This is a genomic window from Peredibacter starrii (assembly GCF_034259205.1).
Classification (GTDB): domain Bacteria; phylum Bdellovibrionota; class Bacteriovoracia; order Bacteriovoracales; family Bacteriovoracaceae; genus Peredibacter; species Peredibacter starrii.
In genome coordinates this window covers 1361695-1383089 of sequence record NZ_CP139487.1, presented here as the reverse complement: position 1 = coordinate 1383089, position 21395 = coordinate 1361695, and the positions used below count along the sequence as shown (strand labels likewise).

At 43.4% G+C, this 21395-nt stretch carries 20 protein-coding genes; 9 read left to right on the top strand and 11 right to left on the bottom strand.

What is annotated here, in order from left to right; translation table 11 throughout:
• The first annotated feature begins 4 nt into the window (after window positions 1-4).
• The gene (locus tag SOO65_RS06850) at window positions 5-730 is read left to right on the top strand and encodes a ZIP family metal transporter (RefSeq protein ID WP_321398693.1); all 726 of its coding nucleotides are present in this window, start codon (window positions 5-7) and stop codon (window positions 728-730) included.
• Here SOO65_RS06850 and SOO65_RS06845 read toward each other — a convergent pair.
• Window positions 711-3179 carry a sensor histidine kinase gene (locus tag SOO65_RS06845; RefSeq protein ID WP_321398691.1) on the bottom strand — a complete coding sequence of 823 codons (2469 nt, stop codon included), beginning with the start codon at window positions 3177-3179 and terminating at the stop codon, window positions 711-713. The two genes, SOO65_RS06850 and SOO65_RS06845, sit on opposite strands and share 20 nt — an antisense overlap.
• 83 nt (window positions 3180-3262) lie before the next feature.
• Window positions 3263-3688 carry a thioredoxin domain-containing protein gene (locus SOO65_RS06840; protein WP_321398688.1) on the bottom strand — a complete coding sequence of 142 codons (426 nt, stop codon included), beginning with the start codon at window positions 3686-3688 and terminating at the stop codon, window positions 3263-3265.
• A 149-nt stretch (window positions 3689-3837) separates the two neighbouring features.
• On the opposite strand from SOO65_RS06840, the gene SOO65_RS06835 reads away from it, so the two are divergent.
• Window positions 3838-4539, top strand: a complete 702-nt coding sequence (locus SOO65_RS06835) for a hypothetical protein (RefSeq protein WP_321398686.1) — start codon at window positions 3838-3840, stop codon at window positions 4537-4539.
• Between the two features lie 35 nt (window positions 4540-4574).
• Here the strand turns inward: SOO65_RS06835 and SOO65_RS06830 are convergent, their stop codons facing one another.
• The 5 genes from SOO65_RS06830 to SOO65_RS06810 form a co-directional block, all read right to left on the bottom strand.
• Window positions 4575-5738, bottom strand: a complete 1164-nt coding sequence (locus SOO65_RS06830) for a hypothetical protein (RefSeq protein WP_321398684.1) — start codon at window positions 5736-5738, stop codon at window positions 4575-4577.
• Window positions 5738-6223: a hypothetical protein gene (locus SOO65_RS06825; protein WP_321398682.1), complete on the bottom strand. Its 486-nt coding sequence runs from the start codon at window positions 6221-6223 to the stop codon at window positions 5738-5740. The genes SOO65_RS06830 and SOO65_RS06825 overlap by 1 nt, the downstream gene beginning before the upstream one ends.
• A gap of 49 nt (window positions 6224-6272) precedes the next feature.
• Entirely contained in the window at window positions 6273-6908 is a 636-nt protein-coding gene (locus SOO65_RS06820; protein ID WP_321398680.1) for a hypothetical protein, read from the bottom strand.
• Window positions 6909-6980: 72 nt separating this feature from the next.
• Complete coding sequence (locus SOO65_RS06815; protein ID WP_321398678.1) at window positions 6981-7637, bottom strand: tyrosine-protein phosphatase; 657 nt, start codon at window positions 7635-7637, stop codon at window positions 6981-6983.
• A gap of 50 nt (window positions 7638-7687) precedes the next feature.
• A complete protein-coding gene (locus SOO65_RS06810) occupies window positions 7688-9466 on the bottom strand; it encodes a glycoside hydrolase family 15 protein (protein WP_321398676.1) in 1779 nt (592 codons plus the stop codon).
• 49 nt (window positions 9467-9515) lie between these two features.
• On the opposite strand from SOO65_RS06810, the gene SOO65_RS06805 reads away from it, so the two are divergent.
• From SOO65_RS06805 to SOO65_RS06795, 3 genes are read left to right on the top strand one after another with little or no spacing between them, the layout of a single operon-like run.
• Entirely contained in the window at window positions 9516-11705 is a 2190-nt protein-coding gene (locus tag SOO65_RS06805; protein WP_321398674.1) for a bifunctional alpha,alpha-trehalose-phosphate synthase (UDP-forming)/trehalose-phosphatase, read from the top strand.
• Window positions 11706-11707: 2 nt separating this feature from the next.
• The gene (locus SOO65_RS06800; RefSeq protein WP_321398672.1) at window positions 11708-12787 is read left to right on the top strand and encodes a mechanosensitive ion channel family protein; all 1080 of its coding nucleotides are present in this window, start codon (window positions 11708-11710) and stop codon (window positions 12785-12787) included.
• A 44-nt stretch (window positions 12788-12831) separates the two neighbouring features.
• Window positions 12832-13647: a hypothetical protein gene (locus SOO65_RS06795; RefSeq protein WP_321398670.1), complete on the top strand. Its 816-nt coding sequence runs from the start codon at window positions 12832-12834 to the stop codon at window positions 13645-13647.
• Here SOO65_RS06795 and SOO65_RS06790 read toward each other — a convergent pair.
• The 3 genes from SOO65_RS06790 to SOO65_RS06780 are packed head-to-tail and all read right to left on the bottom strand — an operon-like array spanning window position 13626 to window position 14936.
• Window positions 13626-14396, bottom strand: a complete 771-nt coding sequence (locus SOO65_RS06790) for a hypothetical protein (RefSeq protein WP_321398668.1) — start codon at window positions 14394-14396, stop codon at window positions 13626-13628. The genes SOO65_RS06795 and SOO65_RS06790 overlap by 22 nt on opposite strands.
• Window positions 14397-14453: 57 nt before the next feature.
• The gene (locus tag SOO65_RS06785; protein ID WP_321398666.1) at window positions 14454-14651 is read right to left on the bottom strand and encodes a heavy-metal-associated domain-containing protein; all 198 of its coding nucleotides are present in this window, start codon (window positions 14649-14651) and stop codon (window positions 14454-14456) included.
• A gap of 9 nt (window positions 14652-14660) precedes the next feature.
• Window positions 14661-14936 carry a hypothetical protein gene (locus tag SOO65_RS06780; RefSeq protein ID WP_321398664.1) on the bottom strand — a complete coding sequence of 92 codons (276 nt, stop codon included), beginning with the start codon at window positions 14934-14936 and terminating at the stop codon, window positions 14661-14663.
• Window positions 14937-14999: 63 nt separating this feature from the next.
• Here SOO65_RS06780 and SOO65_RS06775 point away from each other — a divergent pair, with 63 nt between their 5' ends.
• Both SOO65_RS06775 and SOO65_RS06770 read left to right on the top strand, forming a co-directional pair.
• Window positions 15000-15221: a hypothetical protein gene (locus tag SOO65_RS06775; RefSeq protein WP_321398662.1), complete on the top strand. Its 222-nt coding sequence runs from the start codon at window positions 15000-15002 to the stop codon at window positions 15219-15221.
• Window positions 15222-15242: 21 nt separating this feature from the next.
• A complete protein-coding gene (locus tag SOO65_RS06770) occupies window positions 15243-15755 on the top strand; it encodes an HvfC family peptide modification chaperone (protein ID WP_321398660.1) in 513 nt (170 codons plus the stop codon).
• Here SOO65_RS06770 and SOO65_RS06765 read toward each other — a convergent pair.
• A complete protein-coding gene (locus tag SOO65_RS06765; RefSeq protein ID WP_321398658.1) occupies window positions 15750-16352 on the bottom strand; it encodes a hypothetical protein in 603 nt (200 codons plus the stop codon). The genes SOO65_RS06770 and SOO65_RS06765 overlap by 6 nt on opposite strands.
• A 53-nt stretch (window positions 16353-16405) precedes the next feature.
• On the opposite strand from SOO65_RS06765, the gene SOO65_RS06760 reads away from it, so the two are divergent.
• A complete protein-coding gene (locus tag SOO65_RS06760) occupies window positions 16406-16939 on the top strand; it encodes a hypothetical protein (RefSeq protein WP_321398657.1) in 534 nt (177 codons plus the stop codon).
• 1 nt (window position 16940) lies between these two features.
• Window positions 16941-21344 (top strand): Fic family protein, encoded by a 4404-nt coding sequence (locus SOO65_RS06755; protein WP_321398656.1) that lies wholly within the window; start codon window positions 16941-16943, stop codon window positions 21342-21344.
• The last annotated feature ends 51 nt before the right edge of the window (window positions 21345-21395 follow it).

The window sequence follows — 21395 nt, the reverse complement described above, 5'->3', positions numbered from 1 at the left end:
GTGTATGAGCATTTTACTTTTGGCATTTATTGGAGGGATTGTATCGGCCGTGAGCACGAGTATCGGTTCACTTCTCGCTCCTCTCTTCTCAAAATTTGAAACTCTTCGTAAGTATCACATGAGTATGGACTTCGCTTTGGGTGTCATGCTCTCGGCAGTTGCCTTCTCATTAGTGGGACCAGAACTTATGAAGGGGCTTCACTTAAAACTCATTTTTTCAGGTTTGATTGCCGGAGGACTCTTTATTCTTCTGACACACAAACTCATTTCTTATTTTAACCGTGATGAAAAATATAATTCCTATAAGACTCTCCTGGTAGCGGCACTGGTTTTCCATAACCTTCCTGAAGGTATGGGTGCCGGAGCGTCTCTCGCAGGTATGAGTTTAAATGAGGCCATTCCCCTTCAGATGGCGATCTCAATTCAAAACGTAGCGGAAGGACTGCTTCTGACCATGCTCTTACAAGGACTAGGTCTATCTCTCTTTTGGTCAGTTCTGGGTGGAATCATTTCCGGATTGGTTGAAATGAGTGGAGCAATCGTTGCAGGTTTTCTTCTTCAGGATACTGTCACTCTCCTACCGTTCTTGCTGGCACTTGCCGGTGGAGCGATGATGATGTCGGTACTTTTAGAAGTGCATGAATCAATGAGTTTAGGAAAACATCTGAAAGCGAAAGACTTCCTGGGTGGAATGCTGGTGATCCCTCTGACTAATTTTCTGATGGGATAAGATCGTGGTGAAGATAAGGCATAAAAGGAGTTGAAGCATTCACGCGGGGAAGATCCACAAAGAAAGTCGCACCTTGGTTGACTTCACTCTCTACCCAAATGCTTCCGCCATGGGCCTCAACGATTTGCTGACAAATGAAGAGACCAAGTCCCAGACCACTCACTTCGCGAGCAATTAGTCCTCGTTCATAGCGCTGGAAGATTTTTTCCTGATCAGACTTTGCGATCCCTAGGCCCTGGTCTTTAACGGAAATACGCACGCTCTCTTCATAGTTTTTGATTTTGATCGTTACAGGTTTACCCTGACCATATCGAATGGCATTGGTAATGATGTTGGTCATCACTTGATCAATACGAAGAGGGTCCCATTCACCTCTTGCCTCAGAAACGCTTTCTATAATCGGTTCACCTGAACCTGAAGCTCTAAATTGTTCCCTCGTGCGATTGAGAATGTCTTTCAGCATTTCACTTAGATCACACTCTTCTTTTTTAAGGGTCAGCTTACCAGTTCTAATACGAGAAATATCCAGCATGTCATCCACCAGACGAGTCAGGCGATCAATCTGCCGAGAATTTCTTTCTAATAAGATATTGATCTTCTCCGGTGAATAAATTGACAAATCCCCTTTAAGGACACCACGCTGATAAAGTTCAATTTGAAGTTTAAGAGACGTCAGAGGAGTTTTTAACTCGTGAGACGCAATCGCCATGAATTCATCACGAACCGAAAGCGCGTGAAGGAGATTTGCTTCTGTTACCCGGAGTTTTTGCTCCGTCATTTTTTGATCAGTTATATCAATATTAATTCCAATGAACTTCACTCCTCTGCCCTGACTGTCTCTCATCATACGTCCACGAGCAAGAAGCCAGCGAACATCATGGAACTTAGTCACAATTCTAAATTGAAGGTTAAATTCACTTTCACCAATGAGAACCCTTACAATGTTCTCATGGAAGACTTGAACGTCTTCCGCATGAATGCGCTCCATCCAGGCCTCAAAAGTTCCTCCGAACTCACCCGGATTAAGGGCGTAGATACACTCAAGCTCCGAGGTCCAGAGAATCTTATTTGTACTCATGTCCCATTCAAAGGCACCGATGCGTCCGGCCTCTTGAGCGAATGCAAGACGAGCTTCATTTTCTTTTAAGAGTTCCTGAGTGCGATGATGCTCAGTTAGATCCTGATAACTAATCGCTACTCCGAAAATTTCTTCAGTGATGGGATGCTTTACTGGATAATAACTCACTAGCCCCGAGATGGTTTGTCCCGGAGTATTTGCAGGGCCATGGTAAGGAATGTTCATGAGGGACTGCCCCGTTTCAAAGACCCGGTTCACCATCACTTCAACCACATCCGAAATATATGGAATCATTTCATTTAAAGTGCGACCTAAATGGCATTCCGCGGGCTGACCATTGATAGAAGCAAAGGCCGCATTAATTCGAATGTAACGGTATTGCTTATCGACGAGAGCAAAGCCAATGGGCGATTTTTGAATTGCTTGGTCGAGAATGGCCAGGGCCTCCTCTGCGACTTTCTTATGCTCAAGACTGATAAAATACTCAAGCTCTTTTTCCTGGGCCATCTCATGTGCTTCAACTACTGTGGCCATAAAATATCCACCAATGGCAGTACCAAAGGTCAGGCACTGGACCCAAAACAAATCAATTCCAGGGGCATCGGGAGTTGTCACCCAATGAGTGGAACGGAAGACGGCCATAAAGCCCATTATGATGGTTGCTACACTCACACCACGATAACCGAAACGAAGTGCGGCCCAACAAGCAAATGGAAGCACCAGAAAGCGTTTTGTTTCTTGTCCCTGGAAGGCCCAGTAGGAAATAAATCCCAGACCGATATAAAGAAGAGCGGCCTCAAAATAATTAGTTTTTCGTTCACGTCTCACAAAGAAAGTAAGAAGGAAGGGAGTAAAGATCAAAATCCCGAGAGAGTTTCCTACGAAAAGATTGAACCAAATCGAAGGCACTTCTTTCGTTCCGAAAACATTCCCCATGAACATGAAGGTCGTACTCATAGTACTTGAAACGAAAGGTGCTAGAAAAACGGCCGTACATATGAATCGGAAAATGTCCTTCGGTGTCTTAAAGCGAAACTTTCCTTTACCGATTGAATGAAGAAGCAAGGTCGCTATAAGCGTTTCTGATAAACAGGAGGCAGAAACACCAATGATCGTCACAGGTGCAGTAAAGTTTTGAAAAGAAAGTATCAAAATACCGGCCAGGAGACCGGGAAGAACTTGATAAGCGCCAAAAGCTAAAACCGCTGCAAGGGCAACTCCACTGGGAGGCCACAATGATGAGATTGCCGAGTTGTGAGTTGATAGTAAGAGACCGACCTTCCCAGAAAGGACATGAAGGACAGCGAGCACCACATTTAAGGCGATCTTCTGTTCCCAGCTAAGTTTAAAGCGGTTTTTATCAACGTACATGAACCGGGGAAGTATCAGTTTTTAAAACCCGGAGCAATCTTGTTAAGAAATCTTTAGTAATTAGGTGAGTAAAAATTACATACCTATATAGAATGTAGCAGGCTTTTAACCTCATCCGCATTCATGGCCCCAGATTGTCTTTTGATTTCCCTTCCATCTTTAAAAACGATGGTACATGGGATGCCACGAATACCTAAGGACCCCGAAAGGTTCATCTCGACCTCAGTATTGATCTTAACAAAGACAGCATCAGTACTTGTAAGCGAAGCCTTCTCGAATTCAGGGCCATACATTTTGCAAGGGCCACACCAGCTCGCCCAGAAATCAGCGATCACTGGTTTATCACTGATACGAAGGAGTTTATTAAACTCTTCCGTCGTCACATCCATCACCAGTCCATGAAAAGGAATAGGTGTTTTGCATTTTCCGCAAACAGCGTCCTTGGCTTTATCAGTTTGAATTCGATTAGCGGCCTGACATTTTTTACAAATAGCAAATGTGTGACTCATTTTTAATCCTTAACGCTTAATACACTACTCATCCTCTATTATATGCACCAAATTGCCCACGGCCAGATGTGAAGCATTCAATAACCGCCATAATTTGTGGCCTCCCACTTGCTTCTAAATAAGGAGTTAAATTTGAACCAGGAGGTCATATGAAAAAATTCGCTCTCCCCTTCATGACCGCAGCATTGCTGATTGTAGCGGCATGCAGTCATGATCAGAAAAAACAGGGGAAGGAGATCACAAGCTCGGGTTACACAATGAAGGTAACTAATGAGAGTGTGGCAGCTGTTACTAAGGATTGGCCCTTGGCCTCGAGAGCGGCCACCAATAGTATGATTAACAAGTATGGACTACCGAATATTGTCTCGGCCGATCAACTCATCTGGTACAATACGGCGCCATTCAAACGTACTGTTGTGTATAAGGACGAACTTAAGCATCAATTTCCTTATGAGCACTCAGATGTTCTTGTCCAAGTGGTGGACTATCGTGTTCCGCGAGACAAACTTGATGAGATCTCGCAACTTGATGGCTCACTCTTGGTTGATCGCACGAAAGGTGAATTAGCAGCAAGAAGTGATAAAGAAGAAATGAACTTCTTAGCACTCAATCTTGCTGATAAGGTCATCCGAGGTGACATGAGTGTTGAACAAGCGAAGAGCACCTATGAGAAATCAGCTCTCGCCTTCTCTACCGGAACATCAAATCGGTATCTGACCGGACTAAATTTCCGAGTTGAAGGAAATACCGCAGATCCAGGTTTAGGTGCAAAGGGGCAACCGGGTTCTCTTGAAGCTCAAGAAGAGGCCCACGATGCCGCAAAAAAAGTCGAAGAAATCCAAAGTAACTAAATTTAAGGGGCCACAACCATCCTGTGGCCCTTTTTTTAGAATTTAAGTGATGTGATTGGGCAAACGAAAGCTTCCAGACTTTTTCCAAAATCTGCTTCGAATTCTTCACGAGGAAGTTCCGCGATCTGATTAAAGCGAGACTTACGAATCTCTGCGACTAGATCAAAAGGAAGATCGGCCTCAAGAGAATCAATTCCACGAGGAAACTGACTCATCATTCCTCTGAAAGCACGAGCATAACCAAAGGCCTGATCCTGACGTTTAAAGCCTTCATAAAGTGCCGCCACGATCTCACCCTTCTCTTCCATTGAAAGAAGATTAGAGCCAGCAAGAGTTTCTCCCCAAGTATCCATGAATGGACCCACAGGAATTAAAAACTTGTATGAACGTCTTAGACACTTCGCCTGTCTCATCGACATGTGACGGTGATTTTCCACTGAAAGGAAGCGCTTATTCACCTGGCCCGCAAAGGCCAATATCGGTGAATAGTTAACATTTGGAATATGTCCTAGCTTATAGATTCTTTTTCTGAATGAATCGTCTTCCGGCATTTCCCACTGATCAATTACGCGGTCAAGGTCACCAAAGTTGTGGGCCATGAGTGCCGTTGAACGAAGGAAGTTTACATGGTCACGTTTCTCACGAAGTTCGATCAGAAGTTTTTCTTCTTTTTCGATTTCTGCGAGGATCACATTCGCCACTTCTTCCGCGAGTTCTGTTTTCTTATGTTTTACCAGAGCACAGTAAGCGCCAATCGCCACACTTAACCAAGTTCCTTCGTGGGTACTCATCACCTGACCATTGCCAGGATTGTAGGCCTTACGATTGGTGACTTGCTCATAGTCCCAGTTCCACGATTCAATCGTGATACGGGCCATGCGATCAATGTGTGCCTGGATTTCCTTATGCTTCCACAGACCTTCACGAATCTGGTTATCCACGTTGGTAGGAACAAACGTTCCGGCCGTGGTCCAGTGTGCGGCCATGCAGACATAGAAGTATTCTGTAAGATTAATATATTTAAGCGCGTTTAAGTTCTTTTTATAGAACACAAGCTTCGCAAGATAAGCGCGGTTCTTTCCTTCAAGGTTCAACTCACCTTTAAAAAGAAAGGGGGCCGTGACTTCGATATCTTTGAGAAGAAGATTAGGTGCAATACCATTAAGTTCTAAATCAGAGCGCAGGACTTTCTTTGCCATTAGGACCTTTTCGTAAACTCAGCTTCAATGGCATCGTCTTTATTGATTGCGCTATGTGGACGTGGCTCCTCTTGATAAGGACGAGCACCGCCACCCATGTTGCCCATATTGTAGGTGCGGAAAACAAAACGTTTCTTTCCACCAGTAAGTCCCGCTTTCTCCATGGTTTCACCACCAAGAGCTACGATCCAGCTGATTGTCACCAGTATCGGGTTAGTATGGAAGTAGGCCACCGTCGCTAAACTTGCCACAAGAACTCTTGGGCAAAAGAAGAAACCTAACCACCAAAAGAATCCACCGAAGGCCACTGACGAAAATAAAAGTGTGAGCCGTGGAAAAAATGTAATGAAGATCAAAAAGAACACGCCGTGCTTTTGGAAGAAGTCGACTGTTCCGAATGGAGTTTTAAAAATATCCATCATCATAGAAGTCGCAACTAATAGGATGAAAAATACCGCTATACCCTTAAAAATAATCGTTTTCATGGGGCCGATTTTACTCTAACGAGCACAGATGGGCCAAGGTTCTTTTTACCTATATTTCCAATAACCTAGATAGCCCTTTACGAGCGAAATAGCTGGTTCCAAGGTCTAGATTCCAAGGCTCAACTTTAGAGAGTTTTATGACAACTTTCTCTGACCGACAAAAATTCCGAATTAATTTTAGACCTTCCCGCATACTTAAAACCGATGAATACTCGTCGATTTTTGAATATATGCCCTTTTCATGTTTTTGCAGATTAAAGAGAACATAGTGGATGGCGTTCTTTGATGCTTGAATCGTCTTAAGCACATGCAGGTGATACCTCTCAACTTGAATTCTTCCTTTATTGAGTCCTTTGGCGAATGTCACTGTTAATGACCTCATTCCTGATGTGAGTATTTCATTGTTGGCCGCTTCAACAATGAGATGAATGTGATTGGATTGCATTGAAAAGTGTAAAATTCTTAGTCCCTGTCTTCTCGAATTGAGAATTGCCCTTTTCAAGATTCGAAGCGCATTCTTATTCCTGATGTAAGTACGAAATTTGAAATTGATATGAAGTGGAGTTCGGGAATTTACCTTTTCTCGTTCTCGGTGGGCAACACCTTTTGAATGAAGACGCTTTCGCCCTGATCCGGGACGTCTTCCACCATGAGAACCACGATAAATATTGAGCTTCAATTGCATATGCTTCCTTTTGAAAAGGGCATATGTAAAACGGAAAAGAGCTATATGAAGAGCTTAAAGTCGAATGAGGAGTTATTTGTTTCGACACTGAAGTTTAGTGGGATAAACCACAAGCCCCTGACAGCTTCGCTTCGGAATGTGCCCTAATTTCCATTCTCTATTTTCAATTTTTTGAGCAAGGGTAATGAACAATGGGGTCAGTTCTTTTTGAATGGCACCTGTCACAAGAGGTGGTTTGCGGCCATTGCCATCCGAATAACCACGAGCACACATCTCATATTGGAAAGCGACTTTTCCAGGAATGCGCTCCTCCAACATGCGGTAAAGCCCAGCGAGCATCCCAGTACGATCTTCTCCGGCTGTACAGTGGAAGAAAACACGTCCACCTTTTGCCTTAATTCTATAAATGAGATTCAAGGCCTCAACTGTCTGTTCACAGGCGAGCTCCATGGATTCGTATTCTTTCCAACGAAAAGGAATATGATAAGCATTAATGCCAAGACTATTTAGAGCGAGGATTTCTTTTTGTACTTCGTCTTTTACTTCATTTTTATAAATGATGACGTCTGAGATTCCAAAGTGCGCGAGCTCTTCAACGGCCGATTTTGGTTCCTTCCCACGAAACACATGTCCATGACGATCCACCTGGAAAGAATTTGGGATCGAAAGCCCCTCCAAAGCAAAAGCATTGGTACTTAGAATAAGTAGTGAAAGGATGAAGGTTTTCATGCCCTCTATTTAAAGGAACGGAGTCTTATTTAATAGAGAGGGTATAAAAACTACTCAAAAATAAGCTTGTCTCGCTTACGGGCCAGACGAGTGACGGTGTTAATAAGACCTACGTGACTGTAAGTCTGCGGGAAGTTACCCCACTGCCCACCATCATCGGAACTTAGATCTTCACTTAAAAGGCCCAAGTGGTTGGAGTGGATGATAATATTTTGAAGGCTCTTTTCTGCCTCATCCAGGCGATTCAGCACCAACAGGGACTCAATGTACCAGTAAGTACAAATTAGGAACGTAGCGTGAGTGTCACCAAAATCATCATGAGCGCGGTATCGATAGATCATACCTTCGGGAGTTAAAAGCTCCTGCTCAAGGCGCACGAAATGCTTCAACGTTTTTGGATCGCGTGGATCGAGGTAATTAAAAATAATCAGAAGAAAGGCACTGGCATCGAAGTATGAGACCGTTTGATCGGACATATAGCACTCAAACTCTTTTGAGTAACAGCGTTCAATGTTTTTCTCCGAGAGTTCAAGAATTTTCACGGCAAGATCAGCAAGCAGTTGATCACCATAGTGCTGAGCGATTTTTAGACCGGCCTTGGCACCTGCCCAGTGAAAGACATAAGTTTCTAAGTGCTTTTGCTGTTTGCCTCTAAATTCCCAAATCCCTGCATCGGGCTCATCCATTCTTGTCTCAATCTCTTTTAAAAGATTACGAATGGTATCAAGCGAGAGCATTTGTTCACGATGAATGATACGCTCATCCATATAAAGAGGAAGAAGACTCAGGATCACTTGGCCGAAAGAATCATATTGTTTTTGATAGTAGGCCGCGTTCCCTACTCTCACCGGTCCGTTCCCATCATATCCTTTTAGTGGAACTTCACGTTCCGTAATATCTGATTCCCCATTAATGCGATAAACCGGTTGGAGATTGCAAATATCGTAAAGAATATTGTGAATGAAGTGGAGATATCTCTCCGCTTCTTCAAAGTGACCTAAGCTATTCATGGCAGCGAGACTAAAATAAGAATCTCGTAACCAGCAGTAGCGATAGTCCCAGTTTCGGCCAGATCCCGGATACTCAGGAAGTGATGTCGTCCCTGAAGCAATGATCGCACCCGTGTCTTCAAATTGATGAAGCTTAATCGTAATCGCAGAACGGATCATTTCTTTTTGAAAGATATTTGGAATGAAAGTATCCTTGACCCAACCGCGCCAATAACGATTCGTTTTATAATAAAATTCTTCGAAGGTTTCTTTCAGTGGCGCTTCAAAAGGATCACCACCCGAGAGCACCATATAGATATCTTCCGTCAGCGTGAATTCTCGCTGTTCAATGATGTAAGACTTCGCAGCGTTGGTTGTAAGACGAACCGGATAATGTAGACCTTTATAATTGATATGATTTGATCCGACAGAAATTTCTGGTTTTTGTTCTCCATAATATCCGCGTGGATCACAGATGACTTTAATTCGTGGTTGTCCTTTGATCCTTCTCACTTTTCTAAAAAATTGCAGAGGCTTGTGGTAGCGATCATGAATACCAAAACGTGGAGCAAAGTCGATCACTTCAAAATCTCCATCTTCACAGAAAAAAGATGTGATTATACTTGCTGAATTTTCTACGTATTGTTGTTTAGTTTTAAATGGTTTACAGGGAACGACTTTGAATGTTCCACCTTTCTCATCATCCAGTAGAGAGCCAAAAATAAAACTTGAATCCATATACGGCCAGCACATCCACTGGACCTCACTATCGTCCTTGATGTACGCGATGTAGTGACAGTTTCCGGTGATCCCTAAGTTGTAGCGATGTGCCTTCTTCATAGTAGTATTTTAGATTATTATCCATGCTGATTCAATGTCGGAGGTTCCAATGTCACGATGCCTTCTCGTCAGTAACCGCTTGCCCGTTGCATTTAACTCAACACTTAATATCTTTACACCTAGCTCTGGCGGCCTAGTGTCCGCTATTAAAGGTCTTGATTCATCCAAAGTTGGCTTTGATTTTGAATGGATGGGAATAATGACCGATGATGTTGATGTAGAGAAAATTAATTCACTACGAACGACACCAGTCGGTAATCTTCCGAGTCATCCTATCATCGTGCCCAAAAAAAAATATGATCTCTATTATAACGAGTACAGCAATAACGTGCTGTGGCCTCTTCTGCATTATGAACGTTCGATGGTTCATAATTCTCAGGATGGATGGGAGGCCTACAAAGAAGTGAACCAATTAGTCGCAGATGCAATTGTTCAAGAGGCCCGAGATGACGACACAATTTGGGTCCATGACTTCCAACTTTTTTTAGTTCCCGGTCTGGTGAAAGATAAAAGGCCAAACTTAAAACTGGGATTCTTCTTACATATTCCTTTTCCAAGTTCGGAAATTTTCCGTGAGCTTCCACAGCGCAAAGAAATTATTAGTTCACTCATTCGTTGTGATCTGGTGGGCTTTCATGACCTTTCTTATTTAAATCACTTTCGTAGTTCAGTTCAACGAGTGTTGGGCGAAATTCCTTCAAATGATCGCATGTGGGGCGTGTATCCTATCTCAATCGATTCGCAACACTTTTTAGATTTGAGGAACAAACCTGAGACGTTGGAGTTCATCCATAAATACAAAGAAAATAAAAAAGAAATGAAATGGATTCTTGGTGTAGATCGCTTGGATTACATCAAAGGTCTATTACTCAAGCTCCAAACTTTTAAAGAATTCCTGAAACGTTTTCCTGAAGAGCGCGGTAAAGTTCAATTGGTTCAGATCGTGATTCCTTCTCGAACAGAGGTCCCTGAATATCAGGATCTAAAACAACAAATTGAGCAACTCGTCTCCAGCATCAATGGCCAGTATGGAACTCCGGCCTACACTCCTATTCACTATCTCTATCACTCAGTTTCAGAGGCCGAATTATCGGCCCTCTATCAATTGAGTGAGGTGCTGCATATTGGAAGCCGCAGAGATGGGATGAATCTAGTGAGTCTTGAATACATTATGTCTCAGACAGAAGAAGAACCAGGAGTCGTTCTTTTAAGTGAATTCACAGGTGCTCATTCCACATTAAGTTATGCGGTCTCGATCAATCCATGGAACATCAAAGATACTGTCATTAAGTTACGTGAGGCCCTTCATCATCCTCTAAGCAAACGCAAAGAAGAGATTGGTGCCATGAGGGATTTTCTTACTCATTATAACTCATCTGATTGGGCGAAAGTATTTCTGCGAGATCTGGTAAGAGAGCCAGTCGTTACCGATACCACGCTTACACTTCCTTCAGATGGAAAATTTAAATGGATGAATGATCTCGAAGGAAAGAAAATTCTCTTCTTCTGTGATCTTGACGGAACCCTTGCCCCGATTTCTTCATATCCGAAGGATGTTCGTCTTAATGGCAAGACCATCGAACTTTTGCAGATGATTTCAGAGAAAAAGAACTGCGAATTTGTGGTGGTGAGCGGAAGAGATAAAGAATTCTTAGAAGAGCAGTTCATCGATAATGATTTTGAGTTCCCGTTGGCTGCCTGCCATGGGGCCTACTCGTATTCTCCACAAGACAAGGTCTGGCACAATCAGATCCCGGGTGACACGACAAAATGGAAAGAATCGGTAAAAGATATCCTCGAGCTTTACACTCAAAGAACGCCCGGAAGTTTTATTGAAGATAAAGGTCACGGCATGACCTGGCACTATCGAAACTCTCCGAGAGAATTTGCAGACTTCCTCGCCAATAAACTCTTTTTTGAGTTAGAGGCCTCTCTCACAAATCAACCGGTGCAAGTAATTCGCGGAAAAAAAGTTATTGAGGTTAAATCTATTCACGCCAATAAAGGTTTCTTTGTTCAGCAGTGGATGCAAAACCAATCTGTCAAACCTGATGTGGTGGTTGCAATTGGTGATGACTCAACCGATGAGGACATGTTCCATGTGATCCAGGACAGAAAGGACATCTCGCCTTTTTGTATTAAGGTGGGACAAGAGAAGACCCAGGCCCATTACTTTATTAGAGAACAAAATAGCGTAAACCTCTTTCTGCAAAATTTCCTGAATAGTGTGGGGAATTAGGCATGAGGAACCTCCTCCCGAATCCATATCTTCTGGCCGTGGGGATCAGTCTCCTCTCTTTTTTCCTGGTTCTAGGATTGAAGGTTTTGTTCTCAACCAAAATTGGCCGTTTCATCGGAAGGCCGGAAAATAAATGGGACGACATTGTCGTTTTCACTGTTGAGAAGACCACCTATACCTTCATGGCAGGAATGGCGATTTATTTTGGTTTTCTAGCGCTTCCTCATTCTAAAAAGTGGTCTCATTATGGAGATCGCGCATTCTTTATTATTCTCATGTGGCAAGTGGCGATTTGGTCATATCACTTGCTGGATAAATGGCTCGCCTATGCAATCTACCGCCGTACCAGAACCAATCCCGCGGCGGCGAGTTCAGTCAGTCTGATTCGCCTCTTCTCCCGCCTACTGCTTTTCACGGCCCTTTTTCTTTTTACGCTCAGTAATTTAGGAATCAGAGTTACCACTATCATCGCCGGTCTTGGGGTCGGGGGTATCGCCGTAGCACTCGCTCTCCAAAAAATTCTGGGCGATCTTTTCTCTTCACTCTCTATTGTTCTGGATAAGCCATTCGTGGTGGGCGACTTTGTCGTTCTGGATCAGTACATGGGAGAAGTTGAAAAAATCGGACTTAAAACCACTCGCATTCGTTCTCTCTCAGGAGAGCAGATCATCATTTCGAACTCTGATCTTCTGGCCACCAGGATCCGAAACTATAAACGCATGCATGAGCGCCGCGTGGTGTTCTTTCTTAATCTCGTGCATGATTTAAGCGTTGATCGCTTAAAAGAGGCAGTGGGCATCATCACCTCAATCATTCACACCAAGAACCGCACTCGTTTTGAGAGATGTCACTTTATGCGAATCTGTCCCACTTCTTTTGATATTGAAACGGTTTTTTGGGTGCTTAGCGAAGACCATAACCTCTATATGGATATCCAGCAGGAGATCTTCTTGGAGATCCTTCAAGCCTTTAGTCAGGCGGGAATTGAATTTGCCTCTCCTATGCAAACAATTTATGTGTCAGAGAACGGACGCCCCTTTAACCAGCAAGAGCATAAGTCTGTAGATTCTATAATCTCTTAGCCCGGCCCTTTTCTTTTAATCGCATCTTCCTTTAAAATGTAAGTATGATTCTTCTACCCCTCATCTTTGCTGCTGTATCAGCACTTGCTGCTACTGAAGCGCTTAATACTTTCGAGAAAACATACCCTCGTGACAATACATTCATTTATCACAAAGGTAAGCGCCTGGAGCTTATGCTCCGTGGTTACAGCAAATTCACTGAACCAAGCGAGAGGGGCTTTGGAGAATATTTTTTCTATCGTCTAAAAGACAAGCCGAAGCTCTTCACCCTGAATGAACTTCGCTCTGATAGCTTTAAGTTTTTTTCTGGTACCGGAACTCTTTGCACAAAGACTCTGTGTTATCAGATCGATCAAAACAACATTGCCGTTTTACTCTTAAAAGAGAATCGCCCTTTTAAAGAAAAGCTCACTATTCAGTTCCTGGATTCATCTCTTAACCCTACCAGCTTCGTCGAGACAGAATATGTTACCGATAAGGCCGTAAGTCGCGTGGACGGTTTTGCGATTCGCACCTGGACAGAGTCACTTGAAAAAGACATGGGTCAGGTGAAAATCGAAAACGAAGATTACATCTATCAGGAAAGAGAATTCCCTAAATGGGTGGGCTACTCCACTCGTGGTTTTGAAGTTCTGCCACAAGACACATTCGTTAATTTTCCTTGGAAACGTTTCTTCAAAGACGAAGCAGACTTTTTAACTGCTGCTGGATGGAACGCCACTGATAAGAAATTCACTAAGAGCCTTCTGTTAGTGGGTGTAAATCACAAGGCACAAAAACGCTGTATCTTCCTCACCGATGTGAAGCAAAAGTTCACTGGTTCTGAGGGCTGGCGTTGTCAGACGATAAAAGCAGAATAAATCGAGAACAGCTCTTCTAATTTCCCTTCATACTGAAGATCGAGCCACGGGTGACGATCGGCAATGATTCTTTTCGTGAATTTCCCTCTCACCACAACTTTTACCGGACGCTTATGAGCGACCGCCTCAATTTGTTTGAGAGTGTAATCGATGTGCTCAACCTGGCCGTAGTCATAGATGAAATAGATATCTGCCAGAGGAAGTTCAAAAGATTTATCAAAGAGATCTTGAGTGATGAGTTGTGAACGGCTAAAACCCAGTTCTTTATAAACTCGATTTCCCTCATCTACTCTCGCCTTCACATATTCATAACCCGTAAATGAGTTCTTGATATACAGGCCACCAATCACAATACCCATGCGTCCATAGGCCGCACCAAGATCAATGATGTGCTGATAGGGTTTAATCTTTAAAAGCTGAAGAATGCGCAGGCACTCTGAATAAGGCGTTTGCAAAGTTTGAAGATCAAGTCCTACCCAAGTCTGAACGCCTGAGTGCAGAGTCGGGCCCCATGTCTCGTGAGAGCCATCAGGCTCAAAACCGCGGGCCTCAGCGACCATCATTTCTTCGATGTACTTTAAACGAAAACCAAGAATACGATCCACCATATTGGCATGCTGGCGGCGGATAACATCATTTGCTTTTGGAGTTTGATAAAATTCCGGATGGTGAGCGAGAAGTCTTCGGTCGCCCAAAGACAATTGAGTTCCCTCCAGACGTTGAAAGTCCGAAAGAGATTTTAGCTCCATCCTGGGGAAAAACTCTAATTGTAGCAAAACCTAATCCTTAAGTTTGACCTGACTGTATTATTTCATTTTTTCGGGAGTATAACCAATTTCTTCTAGTAGGAAAATTACGCGCTCGTCAGTTACGTTATCTACGGTCACGGTCTTATCTTGAAGATTAACTTCTACCTTGGCAGCTGGGTTCTCTTTGGCAAGTTCGGCCTTAATCGCCTTCTCACAATGCCCACAGCTCATATCACTTACTTTAAAAGTACTCATACGTCTCTCTTAATGCAGAATGTCTGGCTTCTCTTCAGAATCATCTGCTGATTTCTCTACCGAATCTAAAAACTTCCGTAGCCTTTGCACACCCACAATCAGGGCCTCTTCAGCAGTGTGCTGCTGATAGACAATATCTACGTGTTTAAAGATTTTGTGAGATTCCTTATTAATTATGTCCACTTCTGCATGAAATTGTTCTTTAACTTGATGCAGAGTAATCCGACCTAAAAGGTAAGGATTATTTTCTAGCTCAATATATCTTTCTTGTGGGTAATCACTCATATTTCATTAAATTTGCCTCCGTTTGGGACGAAAAGTCAATGATCCCAAACCTTAGGAGAACCTATGAAATTCGTTACTTTCGCTCTAGCGCTTGCACTTACAACTGTTTCTGCGTTCGCACACAACCATGACGAGAAAAAGAAGCAAGGTCATGATAAAGAACACCAGCACGTGACGACGGAAGCTGCCGATCATTCTCATGACGAAGCTCACCACAAGGCCCATGATCACAAGGCCCACCATCCTGAGCACGTTGATACAAAAACGCCAGCTAAGAAGAAGTAAATCAACAAAGGGTGAGAGTCTATGAACTCATTACAAAAAATGTTTCCAAGCCTCACCCTTTTCTCTGACCTGAATTGGGAAGCAGTGACTGAAGAGTACGAAAGAGATTACATTGATCTTTCATTTCCCGAATACCTTCAGCAAAAGACTTTAGATGGAGATTGCCCTCCCTATCTGTTTGAACTCGCTTTCTATGAACTTGCGCTTTTTGATGCAAAAACTTCGATTGAACCTTTTCCTCATCAAGCAGGCATTTATTTAAATCCCACTGCTCTCTTTCTAAGTCTTGAATTTGATGTTTCGAAAATGTTAGAGCAAGCTTTGGCAGGCGAGATTGAAATCATTGAACGCCCTCATGTGCTTTGTCTTTTTAGAGACACTCACAACAAACTTCATACAATGGAACTAGATGAAGACGCGTTGGAGCTTTTGCAGTTCCTGGAAGATGGGCCGCAGTCAACTCGCGAGTTTGTCCAGAATGAATCGCAGTTTGAATTTCTAAAGAAGAAAGGTCTCATCATCGAGATTTCATAGCTTCTGAATTCTTCCGAATTCAAATTGAGAAAGCCCTAATTCATCATTATTGAATTTCCATCCAAATTCTGTGGACTCTCCAACTGGCCAGAGATTTCCCTTTGCCTCGAATAATGCAGGATCCGGAAAGATCAAAGGTTCTGTTGCACCAAAAATATAAGTTCCACCAGATTTTAGTTTCTGCCACAGTTCCGGAACGACTCTCGCCTCGCCAAATACCACCACGTGATCAAATGAATTCACATCAGGATTTATCTCTGTTCCTGATGAAAAATACTCACGATAGTAATCGAGGATTTTTTTGGGGTCTTCTGCATGGGTCACGCTGCGGGAAATGAATTGCAGTCCCACCACACCCAAGGCCCCCATGTTTTTGGCGTAGACCGCACCTTCAGAATCTATTTGCCCGATTAAGAAAGCAATCTTTGCATCCACTGAAACGAACGGAGAAAGCCCGAGAGGATCACTCAAATCAAAGAGTGAAGTCATTGAAAACGTAGGGCCCATATAAAACATGGAAGGTGACCAAAAACTTGGAAGGAGCGTTTTTGGTTTGGCTTTTAACTTCGCATCTGGATTTTCGATTAAGACCTGCATTCAAACTCACCTTTTTTACCTAAGTTCCGAAAAGTACGAGGTAGGAGTCTCATATGATGAAAACATTTTTCGTCCTGTCTATTGTAATGACTTTTTCTTTTATGGCCCAAGCTAAAAGTTTGGAACTTAAAAAAAGTTCGGGAACTATCTTTATTCAGGAAAAATCTGACTGGAAACTCAGTCGAGATTTATTCGGTATGCCTTTCATTTATTTCTCGCCGGAATCAAATGGACAGCGATCAAATATTTCTTTCACGGACACCGGAGCGGAATTGGAGTTGGATATTAACTCTCTTTCTTCCAATCAAAAGTCCTATGAGAACAATAAGAAGGCCTGGGCGGATAAAGTTGGTGCCACTCCTCGCTCATTTGTTCCTTATAAAGCAACTGTGAATCAACATGGTCATCGTGTTCATTCCATCGGCTTCTCTTATGTTCATGAAGGGAAGACCTATCTTGAAAAATCAAACTACATTCAATGCCGTGGCAAACTCATTTTCGCGAAATCTCTAAGACTTCAGGAAAATGAAAAGCATGAGAAGGATTTTTCTGATCTCATTGGCTCACTAGATTGTGGAGGGGTGTAACATGAAACAAATTCTTTCATTCCACCTCGCTCTTGTTCTTCTTGTCACTTCCCTATCTGGCATTGCTCCTGCGTTTGCAGAAGCCAAGAAGGCCGCTGCACCGGTATCAACATGTGAAAACGGCGAATGTATTCCAAAACTCGTTGATAAACTTGAAGACCTGACTAAAGTCTATGAAGATGGCTGTCTTCCTTCTGAAGGCAGACGTCCGGCGGATCTGAAAAGTTATTATGAGGAGAACGGTTTATCTGAGCAGTGTTGGAGATACATCACAGAGATCAATCATCTCGAAGCTGAATTACAAAAACATCAAAACCGTCTTGAAGCAAGACTTGGTTGTGAAAGTGGAGACTGTAAACTTCCTGATCAGGAAGACAGTTTAAACTCGCAAATTAAAGAACTCTCTAAATCTCAGCAACAGCTAAGCTGTACTGAACCTAAAAAACAGGCCATCAAAAATCAATGTGGCAGTGATATGACATGTGCCCTGATTGCTGGTGCCATGGGTATCGGTGGTTATGTTGCGGAGATGATGGTTCCGGAAAACGCTAAACCAAAAAACTGTCACCTCGGTGATGATAGCTGTACAACGCAACTTGCGACTGGATTTTTAAAGGCCGCCATCTCTTTCTTTGAAGGAGCTTGGGATCTTTTAAAAATGGCCGGGAAAGCAGCTGGTAAGCAGATGGGTAAATTCTGGGATTGGGTAAGCGGAGCTGAAGATCACTCTTCTACTGCTCAACTTGCTCTTGCTCGCGCTTCAGAAGATCCTGGCTTCTTCGATATGTTGACCAATGACTTCTCCGGCACCATGAAGAAAGTGTGGACCGGTCTAGTGGCCTCTCTAAAAGAGTGGCTTAAAACAGACGTCTTCTGTGAAAAGTGGGAAAAAGTTCCGCGCTTCAGTAAGTGTCTCAAACCGACTGATAGCTTTGACTGTATTTCATGTAAAGCGATGGTAAATGGTCTGTGTTCTGTTACGGGTACTCTCGTGGCAGAAGTAATTCCTGCCTTTTTAACTGGTGGTCTTCTTACTGCCGCAAAACACGGAGCTAACGGGGCCGCTAAAATCGCGAAGCTCTTTAAAGTCTCTGACAAGAGTTTACAGGCGATTAAAAATTCTCGTGCCGCCAAGGCAGCAGTAGAAGCTGGTAACAAAGTCGATGACATCTTAAAACTTACGAATAAGGCCAAGGCCGCAAAAGCAACTGTGGCCGCGTCTCTTGCTTCAATTAAAAAGTATCTTCTCTCGCCTGCTCGTAAAGTGGCGAAGAGTGCCTATGGTGTGCTTGCTGAAGCGATGAAGAAAGGAAAAGTCTTCTTACAAGACACTGGCACTGGCAAGATCATCGTCTTCGGTGGTAAGGCCCTCAAAGCAACTGGTCGCGCGGTTATTTATCCAATTGATAACCCTCTTACGACTCTCGCCTTTAAATCAGGTGCTAGAACTTTTGATAAGGCCTTCACTCTAGGTGCTCCTCGCTTGGCGGTTTCGACTGCGGCGACTGCGGCCATCACGAAGGGTGAGAAAGGCACGGAAACACTTCTTGCTAAACTTGAAGAAGCACGAGTTAAGAAGAAAGACACAACGAAACTTGAAGAAGAACTTCTAAAGAAGGTCGAACCAAATCGACGTGCTCTTCTGGAAAAAGTTCTTGATGATGAAAACGCCGATTTCTCAGATATCGTAAGAAACCTCTACCCTGAACTTCAGTATGGAAATCTCGCGAAGAAACTTTCGGCCGATAAGGTCCTTGCTGCTGAGAAAGAACTCTTCATCACCATTGAGCAAATGCCAGACGGCGCTCGTAAGGCCGCTCTCCTTAAACGTTATCAAGCTCACGTCGTACAAGGCGAAGCACGCTCTAAGATCATTAAAGACAATGCTCCTACTTATAAAAAGATCATTGATAACTCGCAATTAAAACAAGACGAACGCTTTAAAGAGGCCATGAAGATCACCAAGCGTGAAGTGGTCTCTCCTGAAGAGAAAGCAAAACTTCAGAAGGCCCTGGAAGACGCTCACCTATTTGGTGAAGGTAAGGTCTTTGAGTACAGCTGGTCTGAACTCCGCGAGAAGTACCGCATTCTGACTGATGGTGGTTTCACAAAAGATGAAGCTGATCTTCTGATCCGTGCCGGTCTTGCCGGTCGTCCACCTGTGCGTGAACTGGTTCAACCTGGTAACACACTTTTTAGTGGTTTTGCGGAAGACATCACTAAAGGAAACTATCTCGAGCAGAAGGACCAACTCTTTAAACTCATTAAAGAGAAAAATCCGGATTCTTCCGGAAACTTCATTCAAAAAGTCCTGGGTTACAAAAAGACCCCTTCTAAGGAGATCACTGATAACTTAGAGGCGCTTTATTTCATTGATTATCAGCACACAGTGCCTGAGCTGGAAACATTCCTTGATGGGACTAAACAGCTGAGCAAGGGCCAGCTCACGACTCGCTATGAAAAAGAGGCCTTTGAGAATTTCAAAAGTGCCCGTAGTTATCTATTAGAACAGAAACCGGCATTCACGACCGAAACATTGAAAGAAGTGCACAAGCACATGATGAAGGGTGGGATTGAAAACATTCAATCTTCTCAGATCGGTACTTTCAGAACGGCCGAAGTGTACGGTAACGTTCCTGAAAGTTACGCCATTGATGCGAGTATCAGAAATGAACTCCAAAAGAATCCTTACATTACTTGGATTGAAAATGGTAAGACAGCCGAAGGTAAATTCCATGGTCGTGCCTACTACCCTAATGCGACAACCATTAGTAAAGAAGGTCTTGACCTCGTTCGTGCTAAACATCCTCAACTCGTCGTTGACATTGAGAAGGCGCAACAACCTTACCTCAAAGCAAAGGCCGTTGCAGAAGAAATTAGTAAGCTTGGTGCCCTTGAAAGACAGACTCCTAAGGGAAAAGAACTACAAGCTCAGCTCGATGCTCTTAACAAAGAGTATACTGCCACTCAGAAAGTTCGTCAGGAACTAAGCGGCAAGCTTGTTAATGCCATGGTGGACGATCTGATGGATTGGTTCACTCGTGAGCGCACTCTCATTGGAGACATTAATACGCCTGAGAAACTTGATGCCTATGTAGACCTGGTGGCGAAGTTCCAACGTGACCTTGTGTCGATTCACCCATTCGCCAATGGTAACGGCCGCTCGACTCGTGAGTTCGGTCTTTCATATGCACTCATGAAAGAAGGCTTCCCGCCTCCGCGTATTATTGATCCAAATGCTGATATCTACCGCAGTCTTGATGAATGGAAGAAGATCGTGAAACACGGTATTCTTGCCACTGACTTCCTAGTCGATGATATGACGGAACGATTGAAGTTTGGTCTTACAGTTGAAAATTCAACTGAACTTATCACTCCGTTCACACGTCCTCCGGTCAAGATGGATCTGAAAGGTGCTTCTAAGAATGCCACTAAGATGGAAGGTGTTGAATACATCGATCCACGTCTTTACCGCGAGATCGTAAAACGTGAAATGAAGGCCGATCCTACTCTGAGTGCGCAGTTTGAATCTGACCCAGTTGGTGCATGGGACAAGCTTCATAAAAAAGCAGAAGCGATTTACGCTAAAAATAACATCTACTATAAACACCCTAAGCACGGCATTGAACGTGTTGAGATTGGATACGTAGATGACGACTTCAAACAGCTCTATGGTAAATCGAGTTACGATAATAAAGAGCTCTTTGATTTCAAAATGAAGACCTGGTACTCAGATCAAATCACGTGGCGAGGGCTCGCCTCTAAACATGCAGTAAAGACTGAACCTGAAATCCTTCAGATGTTTAAAGAGTTGTCGGGCCACAATGCTTCGAACGCCGTAGTTGGAAAACTTCGAGGAGATGGTTCACCTGAAGCGGTCAGAAAGGCCGCTTTGGAAGATTTTGAAAAATATAATAACGATGTCTTTGGTGACGGTCTGATTAAAATGGCAAAAGACCATTCGGAAACGGGCCCAATGTATGGAGTGAGTTACGGCTACTCTACTTCGAAGAACCGTGAAGTTGGTAAGGCCTTCGCTATGGGTGCCATGGTGGTTGGTGAATATGGATCTCACCGTGCTCCTGAACTTCAGGCCCTCCTCAAGTCTCGCGTGCTAGTTGGTGCACGTAAGGCCCATAAAGATGTGGATCTCACTCGTCTTAAACAAGTAAGAGAAGACTTTTCTTATAAATACGGACGTCAGCAAGAAGTTATGGGTATTGGAGCGAGTGATCCAGACTCGATCTCAATCATCCAAACCATTAATGCTGAAGGTGGCGTTGATCTGACTTATCTTAGAAATCCAAAACAACCGGATCAGATCTGGGTGGTTAAGGGTGATATCGATCCGAACGATACACCAAAACCTGAGCAGCTTGTAAAAACGATCAAGTTAGAGCGTTAATTACCTGAACAAATCTATAACAAATGAAAGGGGCCCTTTAAGAGGGCCCTT